Origin of the sequence: Paraburkholderia monticola, from assembly GCF_001580545.1 — a bacterium.
Taxonomy (GTDB): domain Bacteria; phylum Pseudomonadota; class Gammaproteobacteria; order Burkholderiales; family Burkholderiaceae; genus Paraburkholderia; species Paraburkholderia monticola.
The window spans coordinates 148,361-174,914 of the sequence record NZ_LRBG01000022.1; the positions used below are offsets into that span (position 1 = coordinate 148,361).

16 protein-coding genes, 1 tRNA gene and 1 pseudogene are annotated in these 26,554 nt (G+C 63.8%); 12 read left to right on the top strand and 6 right to left on the bottom strand.

Translation table 11 applies throughout. The features are described 5' to 3' along the window. Positions 1 to 280: 280 nt before the first annotated feature. Together CI15_RS17575 and argA are read right to left on the bottom strand one after the other, a co-directional pair. Complete coding sequence (locus CI15_RS17575) at positions 281 to 553, bottom strand: oxidative damage protection protein (RefSeq protein WP_026228676.1); 273 nt, start codon at positions 551 to 553, stop codon at positions 281 to 283. Positions 554 to 630: 77 nt separating this feature from the next. Further along, positions 631 to 2,019 (bottom strand): amino-acid N-acetyltransferase, encoded by a 1,389-nt coding sequence (gene argA / locus CI15_RS17580; RefSeq protein ID WP_062129582.1) that lies wholly within the window; start codon positions 2,017 to 2,019, stop codon positions 631 to 633. 23 nt (positions 2,020 to 2,042) lie between these two features. Between argA and hrpA the strand changes: the two genes are divergently transcribed. Next, positions 2,043 to 6,638 (top strand): ATP-dependent RNA helicase HrpA, encoded by a 4,596-nt coding sequence (gene hrpA, locus CI15_RS17585; RefSeq protein WP_062129583.1) that lies wholly within the window; start codon positions 2,043 to 2,045, stop codon positions 6,636 to 6,638. A 149-nt stretch (positions 6,639 to 6,787) separates the two neighbouring features. Here the strand turns inward: hrpA and CI15_RS37720 are convergent. Continuing rightward, positions 6,788 to 7,264, bottom strand: a pseudogene (locus CI15_RS37720) (YadA-like family protein); the annotation flags it as partial. A 701-nt stretch (positions 7,265 to 7,965) separates the two neighbouring features. On the opposite strand from CI15_RS37720, the gene CI15_RS17590 reads away from it, so the two are divergent. From CI15_RS17590 to CI15_RS17610, 5 genes are all read left to right on the top strand, one after another. After that, a complete protein-coding gene (locus tag CI15_RS17590; protein WP_062129584.1) occupies positions 7,966 to 8,985 on the top strand; it encodes a YVTN family beta-propeller repeat protein in 1,020 nt (339 codons plus the stop codon). Between the two features lie 69 nt (positions 8,986 to 9,054). Further along, complete coding sequence (locus CI15_RS17595; RefSeq protein ID WP_062129585.1) at positions 9,055 to 10,053, top strand: sterol desaturase family protein; 999 nt, start codon at positions 9,055 to 9,057, stop codon at positions 10,051 to 10,053. 196 nt (positions 10,054 to 10,249) lie between these two features. Continuing rightward, entirely contained in the window at positions 10,250 to 11,083 is an 834-nt protein-coding gene (locus CI15_RS17600; protein WP_062129586.1) for an EI24 domain-containing protein, read from the top strand. 19 nt (positions 11,084 to 11,102) lie between these two features. Then, the gene (locus tag CI15_RS17605) at positions 11,103 to 11,939 is read left to right on the top strand and encodes a competence/damage-inducible protein A (protein ID WP_062129587.1); all 837 of its coding nucleotides are present in this window, start codon (positions 11,103 to 11,105) and stop codon (positions 11,937 to 11,939) included. 400 nt (positions 11,940 to 12,339) lie between these two features. After that, positions 12,340 to 15,246 (top strand): GH92 family glycosyl hydrolase, encoded by a 2,907-nt coding sequence (locus tag CI15_RS17610; protein WP_153041132.1) that lies wholly within the window; start codon positions 12,340 to 12,342, stop codon positions 15,244 to 15,246. 210 nt (positions 15,247 to 15,456) lie between these two features. Here the strand turns inward: CI15_RS17610 and CI15_RS17615 are convergent, their stop codons facing one another. Continuing rightward, a complete protein-coding gene (locus CI15_RS17615) occupies positions 15,457 to 15,921 on the bottom strand; it encodes a rhodanese-like domain-containing protein (protein ID WP_062129589.1) in 465 nt (154 codons plus the stop codon). A 454-nt stretch (positions 15,922 to 16,375) separates the two neighbouring features. On the opposite strand from CI15_RS17615, the gene glnA reads away from it, so the two are divergent. From glnA to CI15_RS17635, 4 genes are all read left to right on the top strand, one after another. After that, positions 16,376 to 17,791 (top strand): type I glutamate--ammonia ligase, encoded by a 1,416-nt coding sequence (glnA, locus tag CI15_RS17620; protein WP_062129590.1) that lies wholly within the window; start codon positions 16,376 to 16,378, stop codon positions 17,789 to 17,791. A 191-nt stretch (positions 17,792 to 17,982) separates the two neighbouring features. Beyond that, positions 17,983 to 19,125, top strand: coding sequence for a nitrogen regulation protein NR(II) (gene glnL, locus CI15_RS17625; protein WP_062129591.1), 1,143 nt, complete (start codon positions 17,983 to 17,985; stop codon positions 19,123 to 19,125). A 36-nt stretch (positions 19,126 to 19,161) separates the two neighbouring features. Continuing rightward, the gene (gene ntrC, locus CI15_RS17630) at positions 19,162 to 20,700 is read left to right on the top strand and encodes a nitrogen regulation protein NR(I) (RefSeq protein WP_062129592.1); all 1,539 of its coding nucleotides are present in this window, start codon (positions 19,162 to 19,164) and stop codon (positions 20,698 to 20,700) included. Between the two features lie 155 nt (positions 20,701 to 20,855). Continuing rightward, positions 20,856 to 23,036: a prolyl oligopeptidase family serine peptidase gene (locus CI15_RS17635; RefSeq protein ID WP_062129593.1), complete on the top strand. Its 2,181-nt coding sequence runs from the start codon at positions 20,856 to 20,858 to the stop codon at positions 23,034 to 23,036. 48 nt (positions 23,037 to 23,084) lie between these two features. Here CI15_RS17635 and xth read toward each other — a convergent pair whose 3' ends face one another. Beyond that, on the bottom strand, positions 23,085 to 23,861 hold the full coding sequence (xth, locus tag CI15_RS17640; protein WP_062129594.1) for an exodeoxyribonuclease III: 777 nt from the start codon (positions 23,859 to 23,861) through the stop codon (positions 23,085 to 23,087). A 229-nt stretch (positions 23,862 to 24,090) separates the two neighbouring features. Between xth and CI15_RS17645 the strand changes: the two genes are divergently transcribed. Next, positions 24,091 to 24,167 (top strand) — tRNA-Met (locus tag CI15_RS17645). 149 nt (positions 24,168 to 24,316) lie between these two features. On the opposite strand, the gene CI15_RS17650 is transcribed toward CI15_RS17645, so the two are convergent. Further along, positions 24,317 to 25,015 carry an aspartate/glutamate racemase family protein gene (locus CI15_RS17650; RefSeq protein ID WP_062129595.1) on the bottom strand — a complete coding sequence of 233 codons (699 nt, stop codon included), beginning with the start codon at positions 25,013 to 25,015 and terminating at the stop codon, positions 24,317 to 24,319. 164 nt (positions 25,016 to 25,179) lie between these two features. Here CI15_RS17650 and CI15_RS17655 point away from each other — a divergent pair, with 164 nt between their 5' ends. Further along, positions 25,180 to 26,493, top strand: coding sequence for an amidohydrolase family protein (locus CI15_RS17655; protein WP_062129596.1), 1,314 nt, complete (start codon positions 25,180 to 25,182; stop codon positions 26,491 to 26,493). The last annotated feature ends 61 nt before the right edge of the window (positions 26,494 to 26,554 follow it).

Here is a 26,554-nt window from a genome sequence, read left to right on the forward strand (position 1 = left end):
CGTGCAAACCGGGGGTGTGGCGCGAGCACGTCGATGCGGCTCAATCTACTGCGGGGCGGGGGATCTGGCGGGGTCGGAACAGGTTTGAAAACGGACTGCTTAGAACATATGGCGGGTGCTTTTCGAGGCGGAAACCAGGCGGAAGTGAGGCGAAGCGTGGACGCGATAAGCGAGCGTATTGGGACGAAAGGGACGAAAAAAATCCGCGCTCGCGGCGCGGATTCTGACGTGCGTTCGTTCGGATCTGGCGGCGCGTGGCGTCGCCCCGGACGAGGCAGGTTCAGGCCGACGGCGGCACGTAGCCCGACGCGGTATCCGCGCCTTCGCCGAAGAAGAACTTTTCAGTTTGCTTCATCAGATACTGACGCGCGCGCGGATCGGCCATGTTCAGGCGGTTTTCGTTGATCAGCATGGTCTGCTGCTTCAACCAGGCCTGCCAGGCTTCCTTCGAGATACTTTCGTAGATCCGCTTGCCGAGTTCGCCCGGCAGCGGCGGGAAATCGAGGCCTTCGGCTTCCTTGCCGAGCTTCGCGCATTGAACCATACGAGTCATGCTGTGCTTCTCCTGTAATCGTGTTGGGGCGGGCAGACGACGCCTGTTCGGATCAGATGGGGGCGATCATCGGCCACTCAAAGCTGTTTCATCAGCACGAGTGACTTGCGCTGCCAGTTGTAGAGTCGGCGGCGGTCTTCGGGCAGGTCGTCGACCGTGACCTTGACGAAGCCGCGCTTGAGAAACCAGTGTTCGGTACGTGTGGTGAGCACGAAAATGCGCGTGAGGCCGCGTGCCCGCGCGCGCTGTTCGATGCGCTTGAGCAGGCGCTCGCCGTCGCCCGTGCCTTGCGCTTCGGGTGCGACCGTCAGGCACGCCATTTCGCCGATGCGCTCCTGCGGATACGGATACAGCGCCGCGCAGCCGAACAGCACGCCATCGTGCTCGATCACCGAGAAATGGTCGATGTCGCGCTCGATCTGGTGACGGCCGCGCCGCACCAGCGTGCCGTCCGCTTCGAGCGGCTCGATCAGAGCGAGAATGCCGCCGACGTCGTCTGGCGTGGCTTCGCGCAGGCTTTCCAGATTCTCGTACGAGATCATCGTGCCGACGCCATCGTGCAGGAACAGTTCGAGCAGCAGACTGCCGTCGAGCGCGTACGGGATGATGTGCGCGCGCGGCACGCCACCGCGGCACGCGCGGATCGAATGCTTGAGGTAGAACCCGGCGTCGCCGGTCACTTCGCCGCTTTCGTGCAGTTTGTAGGCGTCGTCGAGCGACAGTTCGCGGATCAGCTCGGTGCCGCTTTCGCCGGCTTCCATCAGGCCGGGCGTCTCGGTCAGGAACACGATCTTGTCGGCGCGCAGCGCGATCGCCGCGGCGGAGGCCACGTCTTCCATCGACAGATTGAACGCCTCGCCGGTCGGCGAGAAACCGAGCGGCGACAGCAGCACCAGCTTGCGGCTCGCGAGCGAGTGGCGGATCGAATCCGCGTCGATCTTGCGCACGAGACCCGTGTGCTGGAAGTCGACGCCGTCCAGAATGCCGACCGGGCGCGCCGTCACGAAGTTGCCCGACACGACGCTAATGTGCGCGTGCGCCATGGGCGTGTTCGGCAAACCCTGGCTGATCGCGGCCTCGATATCGAGACGCACTTCGCCGGCCGCTTCCTTCGCGGACTCGAGCGCGCGCGCGTCGGTGATGCGCATGCCGTGCGAAAACTCCGATTCGACGCCGTGCAGACTCATCTGCTCCTCGACCTGCGGGCGCGAGCCGTGCACCAGCACGATCTGGATGCCCATCGCCTGCAACAGCGCGATGTCCGACACGAGTGCATTCAGCAGCCCCTGATGCACCACTTCGCCGCCGAAACCGACGACGAACGTCTTGTTTCGGAACGCGTGGATATACGGGGCGACTGAACGCATCCAGTCGACGAATTGCGCGTGCTGTGCGAGGTTTTCCGGCGAGTCGGCGGGGGCCGGAACGCTCGCGGCTGCGGGGACGAGGTCGGTTTGGGAATTCATGCCGGGGATTATAATGCGCCCCCATGTCGAATGTACCCAAAAGTCCCACTGGGGCGAACGAGAAACCGGTGTCGGCCGGCGAGCAGGCGAACTCCGGCGATACAAAGCGCCGCCCAGTGCAGGATGCGAAACCCGGGCCGACGCGCGACGCGCGTCGGGGGGCTGGCGCGTCTGCTGCGAACGTGCCGCCGCAAGGAATCGGTGCAAGCCGTGAAGGTCGCGAAGAGCACGCTGGTACGCGGGGCGCGGCGCGTGATGAACGACGCGGCGCGTCGTTGAGCGAGCAACTCGGGCAATTCCGTACCACGCTCCATCACGCCGCCAGTGAGCAGCAGGGCGGTGGGCCGCAAGGCGGGCAGCGAGGTGAGCCCCAGCGCGGACCTAAGGCGCCTTCGGACGGGGCTCGCGGTGAGCATGGTCAACGGGCTCACGACCAGCGAGATGGCGCGCGGCAAAGCGAGCGGCGTGGCGAATCCGCCGTCGCGCACTCCGACACACCTCGCGCTGAACAGCCTCGTGCGCCTCGCAAGGAGCAGGAGAACCGCGGGCGGCGAAACGAGCAACCCGCGTCTGCCCGCGGCGAGCAACGTCACACTTCGCGCGACACGCAATCCGGCGAGGCGCGCAAGGAGCCGCGCGCGCCTCGCGAACCGCGGCCGTCGCGGGTCGTCGAGCCCAATCCGATTCCCCCGATCACGTTCCCCGAGGCGCTTCCCGTCTCCGGTCGCCGTGACGAGATCGCGCGTGCGACTGCGGAGAACCAGGTCGTGATCGTGTCGGGGGAAACCGGCTCGGGCAAGACCACGCAGCTGCCGAAAATCTGCCTCACGCTCGGCCGTGGCCTCGGTGCCGGCGGCAACGGTCTGATCGGCCATACGCAGCCGCGCCGGATCGCCGCGTCGGCGACCGGCCGCCGTATCGCCGAGGAACTCGGTACACCGTTCGGCGAGGTGGTCGGCTACAAGGTGCGCTTCAACGACAACCTCGCGCCGGGCGCATCGGTCAAACTGATGACCGACGGCATCCTGCTTGCCGAAACGCAGACCGATCCGTTGCTGAAGGCATACGACACGCTGATCATCGACGAAGCGCACGAGCGCAGCCTGAACATCGATTTTCTGCTCGGCTACCTGAAGGAAATTCTTCCGAAGCGCCCCGACCTGAAGCTGATCGTGACCTCGGCAACGATCGACGCCGACCGTTTCGCGCGCCACTTCGGCAGCGACGTCAAGCCCGCGCCGGTGATCGAAGTGAGCGGACGGCTGTATCCGGTGGAGGTACGTTACCGCCCGGTCGTCGAGGACAGCCCGGCGATCAAGGCGGCGCAAGGTACTGCGGGTACTGCGTCGTCTGGCCGCGAGCGCCCGAAGACGCAGCGCGAGACCGATCGCGATCTGATGGAAGCAATCGTCGACGCGGTCGACGAACTGTGCCGCGAAGGCCCCGGCGACGTGCTGGTATTCCTGCCCGGCGAGCGCGAGATTCGCGACGCCGCCGAGGCGCTGCGCAAACATCATCCGCCGCATACGGAGATTCTGCCGCTGTTCGCTCGGCTTTCCGCCGCCGAGCAGGAGCGCGTGTTCCGCACGTCGAACGCGCGCCGCATCGTGCTGGCGACCAATGTCGCCGAAACTTCGCTGACGGTACCCGGCATTCGCTATGTGGTCGATACCGGGCTCGCGCGCGTGAAGCGTTACTCGTATCGCAACAAGGTCGAGCAGTTGCAGGTCGAGTCGATTTCGCAGGCTGCCGCGAACCAGCGCGCCGGGCGTTGCGGCCGGGTTGCCGACGGCATCTGCATTCGTCTCTATGAGGACAGCGACTTCCAGGGCCGCGTGCGCTTCACCGACCCGGAAATCCTGCGCTCTTCGCTCGCCTCGGTGATTCTGCGCATGAAGTCGCTGCATCTGACGGCGATCGAAACCTTCCCGTTTATCGAGCCGCCGCCGGGCCGCGCGATTTCCGACGGCTACCAGTTGCTCAACGAACTCGGCGCGGTCGACGATGACAACGAGCTGACGCCGCTCGGCCGCGAACTCGCGCGCCTGCCGCTCGATCCGCGCGTGGGCCGCATGATCCTCGCCGCGCGCGACCAGCAGGCGCTGAAGGAGGTGCTGATCATTGCGAGCGCGCTGTCCGTGCAGGACCCGCGCGATCGACCGATCGAAGCGCAGGAGCAGGCTGACCAGGCGCATCGCCGTTTCGCCGACGAGCGCTCCGAATTCCTGCAGTGGCTGAAGATCTGGAACTGGTTCGAGGAAGCGATCGCGCACAAGAAATCGAACCGGCAGTTGCAGGACGAGTGCCGCAAGAACTTCCTGTCGCAACTGCGGCTGCGCGAATGGCGCGACGTCCACTCGCAGCTGCTGACGGTGGTGCGCGAGCACGGCTGGCGGCTGAACGAAGCGGAGGCGACGTTCGAGCAGATCCATCTGGCGCTGCTGACCGGTCTGCTCGGCAACATCGGTCTGAAAGCCGACGACGAGCCGTACTACCTCGGCGCGCGCGGCATCAAGTTCTATTTGTGGCCAGGTTCGGCGCTCGTGAAAAAAGCGGGTAAGTGGGCGATGGCCGCCGAGCTGGTCGAAACGAGCCGCCTGTACGCGCGCTGTATTGCGAAAATCGAGCCGGAGTGGGTCGAGAAGGTCGGTGCGCATCTGCTCAAGAAGTCGTTGTCCGAGCCGCATTGGGAAAAGCGCGCGGCGCAGGTGTCCGCATTCGAGCGCGCAGTGCTGTACGGCCTGCCGATTTATCACCGGCGCCGCGTCGCGTTCGGCAAGCAGGACCCGGCGCGGGCGCGCGAGCTGTTCATTCGCGGTGCGCTCGTCGAAGGCGAATTCGACACGAAGCTCGCGTTCTTCGCGCACAACCGCAAGCTGCTTGCCGACATCGAGCAACTCGAGCACAAGTCGCGCCGTCAGGACGTTCTGGTCGACGACGAATTGATCTTCGCGTTCTACGATCAGGCGCTGCCGGATGGCATTTATACCGGCGCGTCGTTCGAGCGCTGGTATCGCGAGGAGGTCAAAAAGAGCGGCCAGGCGGAGGACAAGCTGCGCCTCTTGTATCTGTCGCGCGACGATCTGATGCGGCACGAAGCGGCAGGCGTCACGACCGATCTGTTCCCGAAGCGACTGACGATGGCCGGCATCGAGATGGCGCTGACCTATCACTTCGAGCCAGGCACCCCGCGCGACGGCGTGACGCTCGCGGTGCCGTTGTATGCGCTGAACCAGGTCGACGCGCGCCGTTGCGAGTGGCTCGTGCCCGGCATGCTGAAGGAGAAGGCGCAACTGCTGCTGAAGTCGTTGCCGCAGAAGCTGCGCCGGCATTGCGTACCGCTGCCCGAGTACGCGGCGGGTTTCGCCGAGCGGCACAGCGCTCAGCGCTTTGGTGCTGGCGGCTTGCTGGAGACGCTGATCGCCGACGTGCGTGAGCAGACGCAGGTCGCGATGAAGCAGTCCGACTTCAAACTCGAGACGCTGCCGGCCCATCTGTTCATGAACTTCAAGGTCATTGACGAACATGGCCGCCAGCTCGCGATGGGGCGCAATCTGTCGCAACTGCGCGCCGAACTCGGCGGTCAGGCGCAGCAGCATTTCCAGAAGCTGGTCTCGGGTGCGGCGGGCGCAGCCTTGGCCGATGCGGGCGGCGGCGGTGTTGCAACACCCGCACAATCTCCCGATTCCACGGCGACTGGCGCGCCGCGCGGCAAGGGCGCGAGTGCTCCACAGCCCGCAACGTCGGATGGCACGCCGGGCACAGCGCTGTATGAAAACCTGAGCACGTGGAATTTCGGCAAGCTGCCCGAGCTGCTCGAAATTCGCCGCGGCGGTCAGACACTGTTCGGCTACCCGGCGCTGGTGGACCGTGGCACGCATTGCGATGTCGAGGTATTCGATTCGCCGGAAGAAGCCGCGCGGATTCATCGCGCGGGTTTGCGTCGACTGTTCGCGCTGCAGCTGAAGGAGCCGATCAAGTATCTGGAGAAGAATCTGCCGGGCTTGCGCGAAATGGCCATGCAGTTCATGCCACGCGGCACGCAGGAAGAACTGCGCGATCAGTTGATCGACATGGCGCTTGACCGGGCGTGTTTGCAGGACCCGCTGCCCGACGACGATGCGAGTTTCCACACCCGACGCGACGAAGGGCGCAGCCGCCTCACACTGCTTGCACAGGAAATCTCGCGGCTGGTCGGGCAGATCCTCGGCGAATACGCGAGTCTGACTAAGAAGCTTCTGCAGGCAAAGCCGTTCGCGGCTGCGTACACCGATCTGCAGAGTCAGCTCGACGCGCTGATCGGTAAGCGTTTTGTCGTCGATACACCGTATGCGCAACTCGCGCATTTCCCGCGTTATCTGAAGGGGATGGCGCTGCGTATCGACAAGCTGCGCGCGGACCCCACACGCGACGCGCGGCAGTTCGCCGAATTCCAGCCGCTGCAGCAGCACTATCAGCGCGCGGTGTCGCAGCGCGGCGGCGTGGTGGATCCGCGACTTGCGGAATTCCGCTGGCTGCTCGAAGAGTTGCGCATCTCGCTGTTCGCGCAGGAGCTGCGCACTCCGATGCCGGTTTCGGTGAAGCGCCTGCACAAGGTGTGGGAGTCGATGCAGCGTTGAAACCAGGGCGCTCGCTCCCGGTCGCTGAACACCGCGGGTGCGCAGCAAACGACGAGCGGGCCGGTGCACGGATGCGCGCGGTGCACCGCGAGCGTCCGGTGCGCAACGTCGCGGCCGACCTCCGTCGGTGACGATCGCGCGGGCTGGCTTCACCAATGCATCCCCGCGCCGATCGATGCGCCGAACTGCCCGCGCGAGCCGGTGCTGCCCGGGACCTTGTAGATCCACTTGCCGGTGTCCGACAACTGCGACACGCTGATCGCGAGCGCTGATTGACCGCCATCAGTGCTGCCAGCCATGGCGACCATGCCGTGTCCCGGTAGGACCGCTTGTGGCAAGCCCGCCATCGCGAGCGCCGATGCAGCGCCGCCGTAGCTGTCCCGGCGTGCCGAGCGGATCTGGTCGTCGGTATACCGATTTGCTGCGCTGATCGCGCCTTCGATTTGCGCGTTCGCCTGCGAGCCGATTGCCAGCGATGAATTACCGCTTGCTGTGGCCTGTGCGCCTATGGCGACAGCGGCGTCGCCGGGCGCGCTGGCCGTGCCCAGTTCAACGGAATCAACGCCGGCGCCGGCCGCTTCCGCGACGTAAAGCGCCGCCGCTATAGCAACACCCGCTGTGCTTCGAACCGCTCGGGCGATCCTTCTCGGCCGCGTGGAACCGAAGTGTGTTTGCCGGCAGGCTGTACGCGGTATCGTCGTTTTTACTTGAGATACCGCGCGGTAGATCATTGAAGTATTCTTGTTCGTCAATTTAAGAGCCTCCTGATTATTATGGCGACGCGCAGCACGTAATCCGACATTAACGGAGTGTTATGTCTGGATGGTTTTGAAAATCGAAAATACAAAAACACCGGCCGTTATTAAGGCTCGCGTTATTTTTGGATAATCACGCGCCGACCCCGGCGATATACGCTCGGACTCCGAGGGGCGAGCGCGAGTGGGGCGGTGCGTATGGGGAATTCTCGGGTCCCGGCATGAAGTCCGGATATCAGCGAACTCCGAAATTCAATCAAGCTAAAAAATATATTAATACGCATCGATTTTTATTGATAAGGAAAAAGGAATATTCCTATTTTTGCCGCCAGTGATTTGCGCGATTTTATCGGGTGACTGGTGCAGTAATGATATTGACACGGAGGGCGCCTTGATTCGGAACTCGAAAACGCGCGGCGCGAGCGCGAGACTGGACACGGAAAGCGAACGCTTCCACCCGCCGCCATACTTCATCGCGCCCCTCATTTTCCGGTGGTCGCGCGGTGACGTACGTCAACCGCTCGGACCGGCAAACGTTCTACAATGACAGTTGTTCTCCGAAGCGAGTTTTCATGCGTAAATTTTTTCTTCCCGGCTTGACTGCTACGTTCGCCGCGACCGCGGCGCTCGTCGTCGCCGCAGGCTTTTTTTCTCCGGCGGCGCACGCCAATAACGTGATCGTGCTCAATTCCGGCGAGGCCACGCTAAGCCTGATCGACGAGAACAGCCGCCAGGTCGTTGGCACCGTGCCCACGGGCAAGGAGCCGCATCACCTGATGGCCACGCCGGACAACTCCTCGCTGATCGTTGCCAATTCGGTATCGAACAACCTGATGTTCGTCGATCCGAAAACGGGTCAGGTGCAGCACTGGGTCGAGAACATCGAAGATCCGTACCAGATCGGTTTTTCGCCGGACCGCAAGTGGCTCGTGACCACGGGCCTGCGGCTCGACCGCCTCGACATCTATCACTATGACGGCCAGAAAAACCAGATGACACTGGCTTCACGGCTGCCGCTCGCGGTGATGCCGAGCCACATGGCGTTTTCGAACGACAGCAAGACCGTGTTCGTCACGTTGCAGATCTCGGGCGAGCTCGCCGCCATCGACTTGCCGACGCAAACCGTCAAGTGGAAGATGAAGGTAGGCAAGGTACCCGCGGGGCTGTGGATGACGCCGGGCGAAAAGTATCTGCTCGTCGGCATGACCGGCGAGGATTACGTCGCCGTGGTCGACTGGCGCAACCAGAAGGTCGTCAAGACGATCCACACGGGCAAGGGCGCGCACAACTTCCGCTCGCTCGCCGACGGCAAGCATGTCGCAGTGTCAAACCGCGTGGCGAGCACGATCAGCATCATCGACGAAGACACGCTCACCAACGTCGGCGACATCACCGGTCTGTTGCCGGGACCGGACGACATGGAACTTTCCGCCGACAAACGCTATCTGTGGGTTACGTTCCGCTTCGCGAAGCACGTCGGCATCATCGACCTCAACACGCGCAAGCTGATCCAGACCATTGCAGTGGGCCGCTCGCCGCACGGCATCTATTTCTTCAATCGCGCGCCGATCACGGCGCCGAACGGAGCCTGAGAATGCCCGAGCGCAACAAGGCAGAGCACCCACGCGAGCCATGAAGGACGAAGTAACCAGGCCAGCACCATGTTCCATCTGATTTTCTCTTCGCTCGACAGCTTCGTTTCAGCCATCCAGACATGGCTGTACGTCGACGTGGTGCAGCCGCTGTTGTTCCGGTTCAACCTGATGGACTACGACGAGGACACCTACGACAGCCTGTACTGGGTCATCGTGGGTGTGCTCGAAGTGCTCGCGATGTACGCGATCCTGCGTCCGCTCGAGGCGTTGCGCCCGGTCGAGCAATGGGAGAGCCGCAAGGCAGTGCGCGTCGACGTCCTGTACACGTGGATCGCCAAGCTCGGCATTCTGAATCTGTTCTTTTTCTTCGCGCTGCAGCCGTTCTTCGACACCGTCCAGGGCTGGCTGCGGCTGCACGGCATTGCGAACCTGAACTTCGACAATTTGTGGCCCGGCGTGACCACGCAGCCGCTCGTCACGTTCGTCATGTATCTGCTCGTGCTCGATTTCGCCGGCTACTGGTATCACCGCTGGCAGCACCGGGTCGGCGTATGGTGGGAGTTGCATGCGGTGCACCATAGCCAGCGGCAGATGTCCCTGTGGTCCGACGATCGCAACCATCTGCTCGACGACTTGCTGCAGGCATCGTTTTTCGCGGTGATCGCACTGGTGATCGGTGTGCCGCCGTCGCAATTCGTTGTACTGGTTGCCATCACGAACCTCGCGCAAAGTGTGCAGCACGCGAATATCCGCCTGTACTACGGCTGGCTCGGCGAGCGGCTGCTCGTCAGCCCGACGTTCCACCGCCGTCACCATGCGATCGGCTACGGTCATGAAGGGCTCAAGTACGGCTGCAATTTCGGCGTCCTGTTCCCGTGGTGGGACATGCTGTTCCGCAGCGTGTCGTGGAGCCGCGACATGGAGCCGACCGGTATCAGCGACCAGCTCGAAGGCCGTCGCTATGGCGAGGGCTTCTGGGCTCAACACTGGTTTGCCTTCGTGCGCATTGCGCATCGCCTCGTGCCGAAGCGCCGCGCACCCGGCAACGACACCGCCGCCGTTTGATCCCATTCTGATCCCGTTCTGAGTCCACACCGAGTCCGCTCGAGCACGCACTTCGCCGCGCCGGCCAGTTCCGCCGGCGCGGCGTCCCTTGGTTTATGCTGTGCACGTTCGTGCGCACGCTCCAGTGCCCCAGCATGCCTGGCCGGCGCGCGGCGCGATTTCCCATCTATCGTTTCGTTCGCAGGCACTGGCTCGCATGAATGATCTGTTGCGCTCGTTCGGGCGCGCGCTGGCAAGCGCGTTGCATCCGCGCATGCTCTGGCTGACCTTCAAACCGTTTATCGTCGCGACGGTCGGCTGGGGCGTGCTTTTGTGGTTCTTCTGGCAGACGTTGACCGGCGCGACCCGCACCTGGCTCGACGACTGGTCCTTCACCGCCACGCTTTATCATCTGTTCGACTGGCTCGGTTTTTCGGCGCTGCACGCGGTCATCGCGCCATTCATCGTGATCGCGATGGCGATCCCGCTGATCGTCGTCACGGTGCTGCTGCTGATCGCCATGCTGTCGATGCCGGCCGTGATCCGCTATCTCGCGGCGCGCCAGTTCGCCGAACTGGAAATGCGGCGCGGCGGAACGTGGTACGGTAGCCTCGGTCAGGCGCTGTGGACCACGCTGCTGTGTCTCGTGCTGCTGATCGTGACCTTGCCGCTGTGGCTCGTGCCGCCGTTCTTCGCGCTGATTCCGCCGCTCCTGTGGGGCTGGCTCACGTATCGCGTGATGACCTACGACGCGCTCGCGTTGCATGCGACGCGCGACGAGCGGCGCGAACTCGTGCGGCGTCACCGGCTGCCGCTGTTGATGATCGGCATCGTCAGTGGCCTGCTCGGTTCGGTGCCGACGCTGCTGTGGGCGTCGTCGGTCTGGCTGATTGTGCTGTTCCCGGTGATCACGACGGTGACGATCTGGATTTATGCGTTCATCCTCGTGTTCTCGGCGTTGTGGTTCGGTTACTACTGCCTGCGCGCGCTGCAGCGCATGCGGGCCGAAGCGCCAGGCAGCGCCCGCGAGGTCGCGCCGGTTCCCTATTGATCAAACGAAAGAGGCGGCAATGGCATTTGGCGTCATCATCATTGGCGATGAAATCCTGTCGGGCAGACGCGTCGACAAGCATCTGCCGAAGGTCATCGAGTTGCTCGGCGCGCGCGGACTGTCGCTCGGCTGGGCGGAGTACATCGGCGACGACCCCGAGCGCATCACGGCGACGCTGCGGCGCACGTTCGCGTCGGGTGACGTCGTGTTCTCGACGGGCGGTATCGGCGCAACTCCGGACGACCACACGCGCCAGTGCGCGGCGGCCGCGCTCGGCGTGCCGCTCGAACTGCATCCGCAGGCCGCGAAGCTGATCCAGGAGCGCATCCGCGACATGTATCCGGCGAATGCGCCCACGCCGCTCGATCTGAACTCGCCCGAGAACCGGCATCGCCTGAATATGGGCACGTACCCGCAGGGCGCCGAGATCATTCCAAACGGCTACAACAAGATTCCGGGCTTTTCGATCCGCCAGCACCATTTCGTGCCGGGGTTCCCGGTGATGGCGTGGCCGATGATCGAGTGGGTGCTCGACACCCACTACGCGCATCTCCATCACACGACGCCGCACGCCGAAAAGTCACTGCTCGTGTTCGAGTTACCGGAGTCGCGCGTGACACCGCTGATGGAGAAAATCGAGCGCGATTTCCCAGGCGTGCGGGTGTTCAGCCTGCCGAGCGTCGGCGATGCGGAGCGCGGTGGCGTCTATGCCCGGCATCACATCGATCTCGGCGTGAAGGGTGAGCCGGAAGCCGTCGCCGCCGCGTTCGTGAAACTGCGCGAAGGCGTGCATCTGCTCGGTGGCGATATCGTCGAGCCTGAAGCGGCGGCCGCCACGGCCAAGCCGCGAAGCTGAGTGACGGCGGTCCGCTGGGCCGCTGTTCTGGATCATCTGCGCGGAGCCGGCAACTCCGCGCAACTAACCGCCGCTCCGCCGCTTCTTCTCGATGCCTATCGACGCAATTCATCGCTGGCATTCACGTCATTCGCGAATTCTCGCTAAATAAAATCCGTTATGCATAATCAGGTGCTTTTCCAGACCTGCTGCATTTCATTGCCTCAATTATTCCAATAATTGGGTATTGCGCCGGAAATTTTAGTTTGTTTAGTAAGTTCAAATAAACTTAAACCGGAATGGATAATTGATTGACGCGATTCAAATCGCTCATATAGCATGGCCTCCAGTCATCGGACCGATTGTCGACTGATAATTCGGGTGACTAAACGAATGACTAAACAATACTCAGGAGGCAGCCGTGATAGATATACGCCGTCTTTCGGTCGCTTTGCTTATTACCGGTGCTTTAACGGGTTGTGGAGGAGATGGTCCAGGCAGTCAGGCGGGCTCGGCCGCCGTAGCGGCGGACCAACTGCAGGGAGCCGCCAATGCGCCAACCGATAACGCGCAAACTTCCGCCGCCGCGCACTCAACCCTACGCCTGACTCAATATGTCAATCCGTTGATCGGTACCCTCGCGAGCGACTCTCCCAATCCGGTGCCCGCGGGACAGGCAGGCAGCGTGGTGCCCGCGGCGGGGCTGCCGAACGGCATGGTGCAGTGGGCGCCCGATACGAATACCAGTCCGGCTCCGTCGAACAGCGCGGAGCCCGGTTCGCCGGCCGGTTACTACTACGACATCGGCTCGATCCAGAGTTTCAGTCTCACGCATATGAGCGGCGCGGGTTGTTCCGGCAATGACGGCGAGTTCCCCGTGATGCCCACGCTCGATGCCACCAAGCCGCTCGCGCAAACGTTCAACCACGCGAACGAGAAGGCGGTAGCCGGCGCCTATTCGGTGCTGCTCGACAATCAGATCAAGGTCGAGTTGACGGCGACGCTGCGCACCGGATTCGGCCGCTTCACGTATCCGGATCAGCAGTCGTCGACGCTGGTGCTCGATACGACTTACACGAATACGCAAACCGGCGTGGCCGGCTCGGTCACACAGGTGGACACGAGGACGATTTCAGGCAGTACCACGGGCGGACATTTCTGCGGCAATTCGACGAATGTGCCGGTGTATTTTTATGCGCAATTCAGTCAGCCATTTGCCAAGACCTCGTCCTTTAACCAGGGCCGCGCCGTCATGAATTTCGGTAAAGCCAATACGGTGCTGATGAGAATCGGTATTTCATACGTCAGCGTCGCCAATGCCAAAGACAATCTCCAGAAGGAAAATCCGTCGTGGGATTTCGATGGCGTCAAGGCAGTGGCCGATGCGGTATGGAATCAGCGCCTCAATACGATTCAGGTGAGCAGCCAGGATCCGACTGCGTTGACGAAGTTTTATACGGCGTTCTACCACGCACTATGGGCGCCGAGTGTATTCAGCGATTCCAATGGCCAATACATCGGCTTCGACCAGCAGGTCCATACGGTCAGCGCAGGCCACGCGGCGCAGTACACCAGCTTTTCGGGCTGGGACATCTATCGCTCGCTGATTCCGCTCAAGGCCACGCTGTTTCCTCAGGAAACCAGCGACATGGCGCAGTCGCTCGTCAACGATGCGGATCAGTGCGGCGCGATTCCGCATTGGGTCAACGACAACGTCGAGGATGGCGTGATGCCGGGCGATGCCGGCTCGCTGATCGTCGCGGGTGCCTATGCATTCGGCGCGCGCGCGTTCGATACCTCGGGCGCGTTGAAGCACATGATCCAGATGGCCAACGTCCCTGGAACCGCGTGCAACGGTGTGACGACGAACGGCGGCCGCGCCAGTTATCTGCAGTACGGCTATATCACGAACGGCGAATGGGGACAGGCATCGTCGACGCTCGAATATGCGAGCAGCGATTTCGCCATTTCGCAGTTTGCCGGCCAACTGGGCAATACGACGGTCCAGAAGATGCTGCTGAGCCGCTCGGCCTATTGGCAGAACCTGCTCAACACGTCGCTGACGCCGCCTCTGCTCGCCGCGCGCAACTCGGACGGCAGCTGGATTCCGGAGACCCAGAGCAGCACCGACAATTACGTCGAAGGCAATGCCGAGCAGTACACATGGATGGTGCCGTTCAATCCGGTCGGACTGTTTGGGCAACTGGGCGGCAGCACGGCGGCGGTATCGCGGCTGAATACGTTCTTTACGGTGTTGAACGCGGGGATGAGCCTGCCCAATTTCTATATGGGCAACGAACCGACTTTCGAGGTGCCCTGGCTGTATAACTGGGCGGCCTCGCCGTCGGGCACGCAGAACGTGGTCCAGCAGATCATGGCGAGCGCCTTCGGCACGGGGCCGAACGGCTTGCCCGGCAATGACGACCTGGGCGCGGTGTCGGGATGGTATGTGTGGGGTGCGTTGGGTCTTTATCCGGAGATTCCCGGTGTCGGTGGCCTCGCGATCGGTAGTCCGCAGTTCTCGTCGATCACCGTTCATCTGGGCAATGGCAAGACGCTGCGTATCAATGCACCGGGCGCGCCCAGCGCGAAGTATGTGCAAAGCCTGAGCGTGAACGGCGCGGCCCACCATAGTTCGTGGCTCGACATCGATGCATTGGCCCACGGCGCCACGCTGAACTTCGTGATGGGTTCGTCTCCTTCGGAGTGGGGGACGAACGCCGCGGACACGCCGCCATCGTATGGTGTGCCGCTCGCGCGTAATGTGGCCGACGCGTTCAACAACCATGGCATCGGCACCGACGGCAGCACCGATACCGATGGCCTCGGCGCGGACTTCGACGGCTCGCTCTACAGCTACTCGTCGCAGGCGTTGGCGACGGCCGGCGCGACACCTGGCAAACCGTTCAGCTTCGGTGGCGCGAGCTTCGTGTTGTCCGGCGGTCCGCTCGATAACGCGGTGACGGTGGGGCAGACCATCGCGATGCCGCCGGGCACGGCGGGGCGCTCACTGGTGCTGCTGGGTTCGGCCAACAATGGTCCGAGTTCGGGCGCCGCGCTCGTCACTTATGCCGACGGCACGACGACGCCTTTCACGCTCGCGTTCGACGACTGGACGCTCAATGGCGGTAGTGCTGCGCCGGTGGACCCGATCGCGTTGACGACGACCTATCGCAATGCCGGCAACGGTAGCAACGACGGCGTCAAGACCTACCTGTTCGCTCAGAGCGTGCCGTTGACACCGGGCAAGACCGTGGCAAGCGTCACGCTGCCGAAGCAGGTCAGCGCAGGTAAGTTGCACGTGTTCGGGATTTCGGCCGCGCCCTGAACGGATGGGTTGGGATGGGCGCCGCGCACGGCGCCCGATGAGGTGAGCGGTTTGCGCCAGAGGGGACCGGCTGGCGTGAGCCGCGACATCGCAGTGTCACACCCCGCGCCGACGATGCATTTCATGCTTGGTCGGCGCGTTCCATTTTAGTCAGCCAGTTTTAGGCGCGTTGCACGGGCCTGCGCACGTGGGCGCGGCGACCCGCCGCCATCAGGCGCCGATCCACGGCAAGCCGCGAAAACACCATCCCGACACCGTCTTGCGATGCCCCTGGCCGTCCTTGTCGCCTTCGAAGCCTTCCAGCAGGTCATACGCCTTCGTGAAGCCGGCCTGGGTCGCGGCGATCGCGGCGAGCTTCGAGCGCGCGGCGCTGCGGCACAGGAACAGCACCGGCGTGTCGGGCGAGGCCACCTGCGCGAGTTGCTGCATGAACTCGTGATTGGGCACGGCGCCCGGATAGCGCGTCCATTCGACGTGCGCGTATTGCCCGTCGCCGATCACCGGACGGCCGACCCAGTCGAGCTCGGCGCGGGTGCGCACGTCGACGAGCCGGGTGCGCGGATCGAGTTCCAGCAGTTCGAACGCCTCGGCCGGCAATACCGCGCCCGCATAGGGCAGTTGGTTCTCGGTGCGGCGGGCGTCCGCCTGCGCGTAAAGCTGTTCGAGCGTGCTCATGAGTGTCAGTCTCCTTCGGACCAAATGATCATTCTAGCGCGCGCCAGATGTCACGCAGGGGTGGGCAGACTGAACGGCGGGGGCCGGGAACCGGAAGCCGCACAAACATCGATGCGCAAACAAGGTGCATTTTATTGGTCATGCACCAAAATGGAAGCTGGCGCGATTTCCAAAGCGGTGAATGCACGAAATAGGTGCAAATGGGCGCCTGCACGATCGTTCACAAAGCCGCGCGAGCCGCGTATGCCGCCCGCAATCGTAAGCGCAGCAAAGGCGTGCGCCGAATCGGCGCATCTGTCGTCAGAGGTGGCACAATACCTGCTTTATTGGTGCCGATCGATTTACCCCGGCGGATTTTTCTGCCTGCGATGCCGTATCAGTGGACGCGCCGGGATGGGTCAGCTAGATTGGGCGGCGGCTGAATCCGCCGAATTCGTTAATCAGGAGATAGGTTATGAGTAAATCCGTGGCCGACGTCGTTCAACTCGTCAAAGACGAGGACGTCAAGTTTGTCGACTTCCGTTTTACCGACACGCGCGGCAAGGAACAACACGTTTCGGTGCCGGTGTCGGCATTCGACGAAGACAAGTTCGAGAGCGGCCATGCGTTTGACGGTTCGTCGATTGCCGGCTGGAAGGGCATCGAAGCATCGGACATGTTGCTGGTTCCGGACGCGAACACGGCGTTCATCGACCCGTTCTACGAAGAATCGACCCTCGTGCTGACTTGCGACGTCGTCGAACCGGCTGACGGCAAGGGCTACGAGCGCGATCCGCGCTCGCTCGCGAAGCGCGCCGAAGCGTACCTGAAGAACTCGGGCCTCGGCGACACCGCGTACTTCGGTCCGGAACCGGAATTCTTCATTTTCGACTCGGTCCAGTGGAACACGGACCAGTCGGGCTGCTTCATCAAGATCGGTTCGGAAGAAGCACCGTGGTCGTCGGCGAAGGAATTCGAAGGCGGCAACACCGGCCACCGTCCGGGCACGAAGGGCGGCTACTTCCCGGTCGCGCCGGTCGACACGTTCCAGGACATCCGCTCGGAAATGTGTCTGCTGCTCGAACAGATCGGCATTCCGGTCGAAGTGCACCACCACGAAGTGGCGGGCCAGGGCCAGAACGAAATCGGCACCAAGTTCTCGACGCTCGTGCAGCGCGCTGACTGGCTGCAGCAGATGAAGTACATCATCCACAACGTCGCGCACACGTACGGCAAGACGGCGACGTTCATGCCGAAGCCGGTCGTCGGCGACAACGGTTCGGGCATGCACGTTCACCAGTCGATCTGGAAGGACGGCCAGAACCTGTTCGCGGGCAATGGCTACGCAGGTCTGTCGGAATTCGCGCTGTTCTACATCGGCGGCATCATCAAGCACGCTCGCGCGCTGAACGCGATCACGAACCCGGGTACGAACTCGTACAAGCGTCTCGTGCCGCACTTCGAAGCGCCGGTCAAGCTCGCTTACTCGGCTCGCAACCGTTCGGCATCGATCCGTATTCCGCACGTGTCGAACCCGAAGGGCCGTCGTATCGAAACGCGCTTCCCGGATCCGCTGGCGAATCCGTACCTGTGCTTCTCCGCGCTGATGATGGCGGGTCTGGACGGTGTGCAGAACAAGATCCATCCGGGCGAAGCCGCTGACAAGAACCTGTACGACCTGCCGCCGGAAGAGGATGCAAAGATCCCGACCGTGTGCGCCGGCCTCGACCAGGCTCTCGACTCGCTCGACGCCGACCGCGAGTTCCTGACGCGCGGTGGCGTGTTCACGGACGCGATGCTCGACGCGTACATCGAACTGAAGACGCAGGAACTGCAGCGTTATCGTCAGTCGGTGCACCCGATCGAATTCGAAATGTACTACTCGCTGTAAGCGGCCATGGCGCTTCGCCCTTCACCCGGCGAAGCGCTTGGCCCGACGCTCGCGATCGGTCACGAAGGGACGGCGGCGCCGTCCCTTTTTCGTTAGGCCGCACGGCCGGCCGCGGGCAATCTGCAATTCGACGAAGCACGAACAGGCAGCACTCCTGAGTTATCACCATCTCCTACCGGCCAGACTGCAAGATGGTTCTGAAGAATCTGATCAAGGCAAGGAAAGGACACGAGCAGACGCTGTCGGACGACGTGCAGCTCGCGAGTTCGGGGCTGCTGCCGGGCTTCGAGACGCTGCCGACGGTCGTGCTGGTGCTCGAAAAGCGCACGCTGCGCGTCGCGTTCGCGAATCCGTCGGCGGAGTCGATGCTGGAGATGTCGCGCCGTCAATTGACGCAGATGGCGTGGCAGGACATCTTCTCGAACGCGGACGAACTGGTCGCGACGATCACCGCGATCGCCGCGCACCGTTTTCACGCGACGCATCTGGACGCCGTGCTCGAGCGTCCCGGCCACGAGCCGCTGCATGTGCACGCGATCGTCGGCTTTCTGGAGAGCGCGCAGGACTACGTGCTGCTCGAACTGTTCGAGAACGAGCGGCATCTGCGTACCGACCGCGAAGAGCGCATCAACGACCTGACGGCGGTCAATAAGCATCTGATCCGCAATCTCGCGCACGAAATCAAGAACCCGCTCGGCGGCATTCGCGGCGCCGCGCAACTGCTCGAGTTCGAACTCGGCGAGCGTCAGCGCGACGAGTTGCGCGAGTACACCCAGGTCATCATCAAGGAATCGGACCGGCTGCAGACGCTGGTCGACCGCTTGCTCGAACCGCACCGGCATCCGCATATCGTCGGCGACGTGAATATTCACGAGGTGTGCGAGCGCGTGCGTCAGGTGATTCTCGCGGAGTTTCCGCGCGGCCTGACGATCGAGCGCGACTACGACGTCAGCGTGCCGGATCTGCGCGGCGACAAGGAACAACTGATCCAGGCGCTGCTGAACATCGTGCGCAATGCGGCCGAGGCCTTGCGCGAACGGATCTCGCAGGGCGACGCGCGCATCGAGTTGCGCACGCGTATCGCGCGCAAGGTCACGATTTCAAAACGCTTGTGCAAGCTGGCATTGGACTTGCATATCATCGACAACGGCCCAGGCATTCCCGAAGAGATTCGCGACCGCATTTTCTATCCGCTCGTGTCGGGGCGCGAGGACGGCAGCGGTCTTGGTCTCACGCTCGCGCAAACCTTCGTGCAGCAGCATGACGGTCTGATCGAGGTGGACAGCCGGCCGGGCCATACCGAGTTTCAGATTCTCCTGCCGCTCGACCTCTAGATATCACTAGCACCTCAAGACTTCTGACCGACCTATATGAAGCCGATCTGGATAGTAGACGACGATCAATCAATTCGCTGGGTGCTCGAAAAAGCGCTGGCGCGCGAGAACTTCGCGACGCGCAGCTTCGCGAACGTGCGCGAAGCGTCGGCCGCGCTCGATCACGACAGCCCGCAGGTGCTGGTCTCCGATATCCGCATGCCCGGGGGCTCCGGGCTCGAACTGCTGCAAACGGTCCGCGACAAGGTGCCGGGTTTGCCGGTCATCATCATGACCGCGTTCTCGGATCTCGATAGCGCGGTCGCCGCATTCCAGGGCGGCGCGTTCGAGTATCTGGCGAAGCCGTTCGACATCGACAAGGCGGTCGAGCTGATTCGCCGCGCGGTCGATGAAAGCATGCGCGGCGAGCAGACGTGGGACGAGCGCGTCGCGGAAGCCCCCGAGATGCTCGGCCAGGCGCCGGCGATGCAGGACATGTTTCGTGCGATCGGCCGTCTGTCGCATTCGGCGGCCACCGTGCTCATTACCGGCGAATCAGGCACCGGGAAGGAACTGGTCGCGCGTGCGTTGCACCGACATAGCCCACGCGCGAACGGTCCCTTCATCGCGCTGAACACGGCGGCGATTCCGAAGGATCTGCTGGAGTCCGAACTGTTCGGGCATGAGCGCGGCGCGTTCACCGGCGCGCAGGCGATGCGCCAGGGGCGCTTCGAGCAGGCCGAGAACGGCACGCTCTTTCTCGATGAAATCGGCGACATGCCGTTCGATCTGCAGACGCGTCTGTTGCGCGTGCTGTCGGACGGGCAGTTCTATCGCGTGGGCGGCCACAATCCGTTGCGCTCGAATGTGCGCGTGATCGCGGCGACGCACCAGAATCTCGAATCGCGCGTGCGCCAGGGGCTGTTTCGCGAGGATCTGTATCACCGCCTCAACGTGATCCGTCTGCGGCTGCCCGCGTTGCGCGAACGCAGCGAGGATATCCCGCTGCTCACGCGGCATTTCCTGCAGAAGAGCGCGCGCGATCTCGGCGTCGAACCGAAGCGCGTGTCCGAGGAGGCGCTCGCGTATCTCGCGTCGCTGCCGTTTCCGGGCAACGTGCGGCAGCTCGAGAATCTCGCGAACTGGCTCACGGTGATGGCGCCCGCGCAGACGATCGAGATCAAGGATCTTCCGCCCGATCTCGGTCCCACGCAGGTCGGCTCCAGCGAGCTTGCCGCGGGTGTCGCCGCCGGCGCGACGGCGGACGGCACTGCGCCCACCAATGGGGGATTTGTGGGCGGCGCGCCGCTCGCCGGCGCGGGCAACGGCACGTTCGTGCATCCGTCTGGTGCGGCCGGCGTGACGGTGGCGAGCGCACTGAGCGCATGGGAAGGCGGTTTGCGCACCGAAGTCGCGCGCATGCTGCGCGAGAATGCGGCCGATGTGATGGACGAACTCGCACGCCGCTTCGAGGCGGCCGTGATCCGCGAGGCGCTCGACTTCACGCGTGGCCGTAAGGTCGAGGCGGCCGAGCGGCTCGGCATCGGGCGCAATACGATTACGCGCAAGATTCAGGAACTCAACCTGGAGCCTTGAGGCGCTTGCGTCGCGCGATCCGCGCAGGGCAGGCGAGGGCGGCTCAGGCCGCCCTCGTCGTTTTTGCTTCCAGCCTCGCGCCTCGCACCTCGCACCAGAGCGGCCATCGCCTTGCACAAGGCATAATCAACGCTGTTCCGATTCGACAGCCGACGATGCCTTCTTTTGCCTCCGCCACCCCGTTCGAGTGGCCGCTTTCCCCCGATCCCTTCCTGTCGCTCGAAGCGCTCGACGACGCCGACGCGCGCGCGTGGGTCGACGCGCAGAACGCGCGCACGCGCGCGGCGTGGTGCGGCGGCGCGTCGTTCGAGACGTTGAGGCGCCAGCTCGCCGATGCCTATCTGCCGCGCGAGCGTCCGGTGATTCCGGATCGCTGGAAGGACTGGGCCTACGATCTGTGGCAGGACGAGCGCAATCCGCGCGGCATCTGGCGGCGCACCGCGTGGTCTGCGTGGCGCAGCGGCGCGCCGGTGTGGCAGAACCTGCTCGACTTCGACGCGCTCGGCGCGGCCGAAGGCACGCCCTGGGTGTGCGTCGATCTCGACATCCTCTATCCGGATGGCGATCGCGCGTTGATCACGATGTCGCCGGGCGGCTCGGACGCGGTCGTCGTGCGCGAGTTCGATCTCGACGCGCAGCGTTTCGTCGACGATGGTTTCGCGATCGCGAAGGCGGGCAAGCACACGGTGTCGTGGATCGATCGCGATACGCTCTACGTCGGCTGGGACAATGGCCGCAAGACGCTGACGCGCTCCGGCTATCCGCGCGACGTGCGGCGCTGGACCCGCGGCACCAAGCTCGCCGATGCACCCGTGGTGTTTCGCGGCGAGTTCGACGATATCGGCGTGGAGGCGCATTACGATCCGATCGATCGCCGGCATACGGTAACGAGCAGCGTCGACTTTTTCGACTCGCACACCTATCGCCTCGACGACGCGAGCGATGCCTGGCATCGCTACGACGTGCCCTCGCACGTCGCGGTGGGTGCGTGGCAGGGCTGGCTGCTGCTCGAGCCGCGGCTCGACTGGGAATGCGAATGGGACGGCAAGCAAACGCACTATCCGGGCGGCACGCTGCTCGCGATTCGCGAGGTCGCGTTTCTGCGCGGCGAGCGCGACGTGACGCCGCTCTTCACACCGACACCGCTCACGTCGGCCTGCGAGTGGTCGCATACGCGCCATCATCTGATCGTGTCGTATCTCGACGATGTACGCAGCAAGACGCTGATCTGGACGCCATCGCAGCGCGAGGACGGCACGTGGCAGTGGCGCGAGCGCGTGTTCGCGTCGCAGGACGGCACGTGGCAGTGGCGCGAGCGCGTGTTCGCGTCGCAGGGCGGCACGCAGCCCGACACGCAGCCCGACGCGCAGTTCGATGTCTCGCCGGTCGAGTCGACGCTGAACGACGAAGTGTTCGTCGACACCGACGACTATCTGCAACCGCCCGCCTACTGGCTCTCCGATCTCGCACGCGACGAGCCCGGCGAATGGGAGTTGCTCGACCGTTGGCCGACGCAGTTCGACGCGACGCGCTTCGCCGTGACACGCGGACATGCGGTGTCGGCCGATGGCACGCGCGTGCCGTACACGGTGATTGGACCGAAGCCAGCCTCGTCCTCCGCCGGCGATGAAAAGCCAACACTGCCATGTCTGTTGAGCGGCTACGGCGGCTTCGCGATTCCGTTGCTGCCGAGCTATCTGACGGGGCAGGGCATCGGCTGGCTCGAACGCGGCGGCGTGTACGTGGTCGCGCATATTCGCGGCGGCGGCGAGTTCGGCACGCGCTGGCACACGGCGGCGCAGGGCGAGCATCGCCAGCGCGCGTTCGATGATTTCATCGCGGTCGCCGAAGCGCTGATCGCGAGCGGCGTGACGAGCGCCGCGCAGCTCGGCATACAGGGCGGCAGCAACGGCGGGCTGCTAGTGGCCGCCTGCATGGTGCAGCGGGCTGAGCTATTCGGCGCGGTCGTGTGCGAGGTGCCGTTGCTCGATATGAGCCGCTATCACCTGTTGCACGCGGGCGCCTCGTGGATCGACGAGTACGGCGACCCGGACGAGCCCGACGAAGCGCACGCGCTCGCCGCCTATTCGCCGTATCACAACCTTGCGGCGGGCGTCGCGTATCCGCCGGTGCTATTCATGACGTCGACCGCCGACGATCGCGTGCATCCCGGCCACGCGCGCAAGATGGCCGCGCGCATGCAGGCGCTCGGCGCGCAGAACGTGTGGTATCGGGAGAATACGGAAGGCGGGCACGGCGGCTCCGATGAGCTGGAGCAGGCCGAACATGATGCGATGGTGTTCAGCTTCCTGTGGGGTGTGCTGGGCGCCGCATGAAGCAACGCGCAAGCGAGGCGGCGCTGCCTCGCTTCGTCGCGATGGTGGTCAGCCCAGTTGCGCGAACACCGGCGCGTGATCCGAAGGCTGTTCCCACTTGCGCGGCACCTTGTCGATGTCGCAGGCGGTGCAGATCTCGGACAGCGCCTTCGACAGCAGGATGTGGTCGATGCGCAGGCCCGCGTTACGCCGGAACGCCATCATCCGGTAATCCCACCACGAATAGAGTTTTTCCTGCTGCTCGAACTGACGGAACGCGTCGAGCAGGCCGAGGCCGATCAGCCGCACGAACGCCGCGCGTTCCTCGGGCGACACGAGATTCTGACCTTCCCACGCCTTCGGATCATGGACATCGCGATCTTCGGGAGCGATGTTGTAGTCGCCGAGCAGCGCGAGCTTCGGATGCAGCGTCATCTCGGTGGCGAGCCAGTCGTGCAGCGCGTCGAGCCAGCGCAGCTTGTAAGCGAACTTGTCGGTGCCGGGCGCCTGGCCGTTCGGGAAATACGCGGAGATGATACGCACGCCGTCGATGGTTGCCGCGATCACGCGCTGCTGCGGATCCTCGAAGCCGGGGATGTTGCGCACGATGCTGCTTTCGTCGACGTTCAAGCCTTCGCGCACCAGAATGCCGACACCGTTGTAGGTTTTCTGACCCGCGTACCAGCTGCGATAGCCGACCGCCTCGAGATCCGCGCGCGGGAATTTTTCGTCGGGGAGCTTCAGTTCCTGCAGGCACAGCACGTCGGTGCCGCTGCTCGCGAGCCAGTCGATCACGTGTTGCTGGCGGACTTTGAGCGAGTTGACGTTCCAGGTGGCGATTTTCACGAAGATATCCGATACGTGCGTGGTGAGAGCAACGGCGATTATAGCGGGGGCCACGCCGGCCCGAGCCGGCGTCTGCTGCGTCGCCCACGCCGTTCACATGCCGAGATAGTAGCGCCACAGCAACGTCGATGACGTCATCGACGCAATGATCGCAAGGATGTCGTTCGAGAAATGTGCTGCTTAGGGTTTGACGTTTTTCCTCCGACCTTATATAATCTTTTTTCTCTGACGCGGGGTGGAGCAGTCTGGCAGCTCGTCGGGCTCATAACCCGAAGGTCGTAGGTTCAAATCCTACCCCCGCAACCAAAGCATTGTTGAAAGCCCGCATCGCGCAAGCCATGCGGGCTTTTTGACTTTCAGCGCCGGCGTCTCGCTTGTGGCGCTCGCCGCGTATGCTGTGCACGCGTGAACGCCCACGACACGATTTGCGCGCGAGCGCGACGTCAAGCCGATCGTCACTGTCCCCCGATCGCCCACTCCACCGCCGCCTGCGCATGCAACGCGGTGGTATCGAACACAGGCAGCACCGAATCTTCCGGCTTGATCAGCAGCGTGATCTCCGTGCAACCGAGTATCACCGCCTGCGCGCCACGCGCGGCCAGATGCTCGATCACGCGTTGATAGACCTTGCGCGACGCGTCCTTCACGTTACCGTGACAGAGCTCGTCGTAAATGATGCGGTGCACGTCCGCACGTTCATCGTCGTCAGGCACGAGCGTCTCGAGTCCATAGCGCTCGCGCAGCCGTCCCGTATAGAACGTCTGCTCCATCGTATAGCGCGTGCCGAGCAGGCCGACCCGCTCGACGCCCGCCGCGCGCAGCGCCTCGCCGGTCGGATCGGCGATGTGCAGGAACGGCACCGTGATCGCCCGCTCGATCGAATCGCACACGCGATGCATCGTGTTCGTCGCGAGGATCACGAGATCGGCGCCGCCGCGTTCGAGCTGGCGCGCAGCGTCGGCCATCTGTTCGCCGAGCGCGTGCCAGTCGCCGGCGCGCTGGTTCGCCTCGATCGCCGCGAAATCGACGGTCAGGAGCAGGCTGCGCGCGTTGTGATGCCCGCCGAGCCGCGCCTTCGCGTGGCGGTTAAGCAGCCGGTAGTACTCGGTGGACGACTCCCAGCTCATTCCCCCAATCACGCCGATCGTTTTCATTTGTGCGCTCCGTCATTGCATCGCTGAAACGGCGAGTATAGGCGCGTCGCATCGCCGGCCGCCGGTACGGATTGCGCCGCGCGCGCCGGTACGCATCGGCCCCCGCATTTTTCTGGCGCCGATAGAATCGTAGCGAGTCCGAACGAGATCAACGGGAGCGATACATGGATCTGATCATCCGCCGCGCGACGCTGCCGCGCAGCGCTGCTCGGCTGAGCGCGCAGCCGACCCCGCAGCACCGCCAACCGGTCGATATCGGCATCGACGCGGGCCGCATCGTCGCCATCGAGCCGAAGCTGGCCGCGAGCGCGCCCGAGGAACTCGACGCGGCCGGCTCGCTCGTTTCGCCGCCGTTCGTCGATCCGCATTTCCATATGGATGCGACGCTGTCATACGGTTTGCCGCGCGTGAACGCGTCGGGCACGCTGCTCGAAGGCATCGCGCTATGGGGCGAACTGAAGCCCGAGCTCACGCAGGAAGCGCTGATCGAGCGCGCGATGCAGTACTGCGACTGGGCGGTCGCGCGCGGCCTGCTCGCGATCCGCAGCCACGTCGACGTGTGCGATCCGCGCTTGCTGGCGGTCGAGGCGCTGCTCGAAGTGAAGCGCCGCGTCGCGCCGTATCTCGATCTGCAACTGGTCGCGTTTCCCCAGGACGGTCTGCTGCGCAGCGCCGGTGCGTTCGACAATCTGAAGCGCGCGATCGGCCTGGGCGTCGACGTGGTCGGCGGCATTCCGCATTTCGAGCGCACGATGGCCGACGGCGCGCAGTCGGTGCGCATGCTGTGCGAGTACGCGGCCGAGCAGGGCCTGCGCGTCGACATGCATTGTGACGAATCGGACGATCCGCTGTCGCGCCACATCGAAACACTCGCGGCCGAAACCCACCGCCTTGGTTTGCACGGACGCGTCACCGGTTCGCATCTGACGTCGATGCATTCGATGGACAACTACTATGTGAGCAAGCTGTTGCCGCTGATGCGCGAGTCGGGTGTCGCGGCGATCGCGAATCCGCTGATCAACATCACGCTGCAAGGGCGCAGCGACACGTACCCGAAACGGCGCGGCATGACGCGCGTGCCCGAGATGCTGGCCGCGGGCATCACGGTCGCATTCGGCCACGACTGCGTGATGGACCCGTGGTATAGCCTCGGTTCGGCCGACATGCTCGAAGTCGCGCAGATGGGCTTGCATGTTGCGCAAATGACCAGCGTCGATGGCATGCATGCCTGTTTCGACGCGGTGACCGTGAACGCGGCGCGCATTCTCGGCCTGGAAGGCTATGGCATCGCGCCCGGATGCGCTGCTAATCTCGTCGTGCTCGATGCGCGCGACGAGGTCGAGGCGATCCGTCTGCGCGCCGCACGGCTCGCGGTCGTGAGCCGGGGCAGGGTGGTGAGCCGCGCGCCGGCTGCGCGCGCGTCGTTATCGCTCGAAGGGCGGCCTGAGCAGATCGATTTCAAACTGCATCGCGCGTAGCCAGGTATCTCGCGCCTCAATGAAAAACCGGCGGCCTGCTTGCGCAGACCGCCGGTTTTTT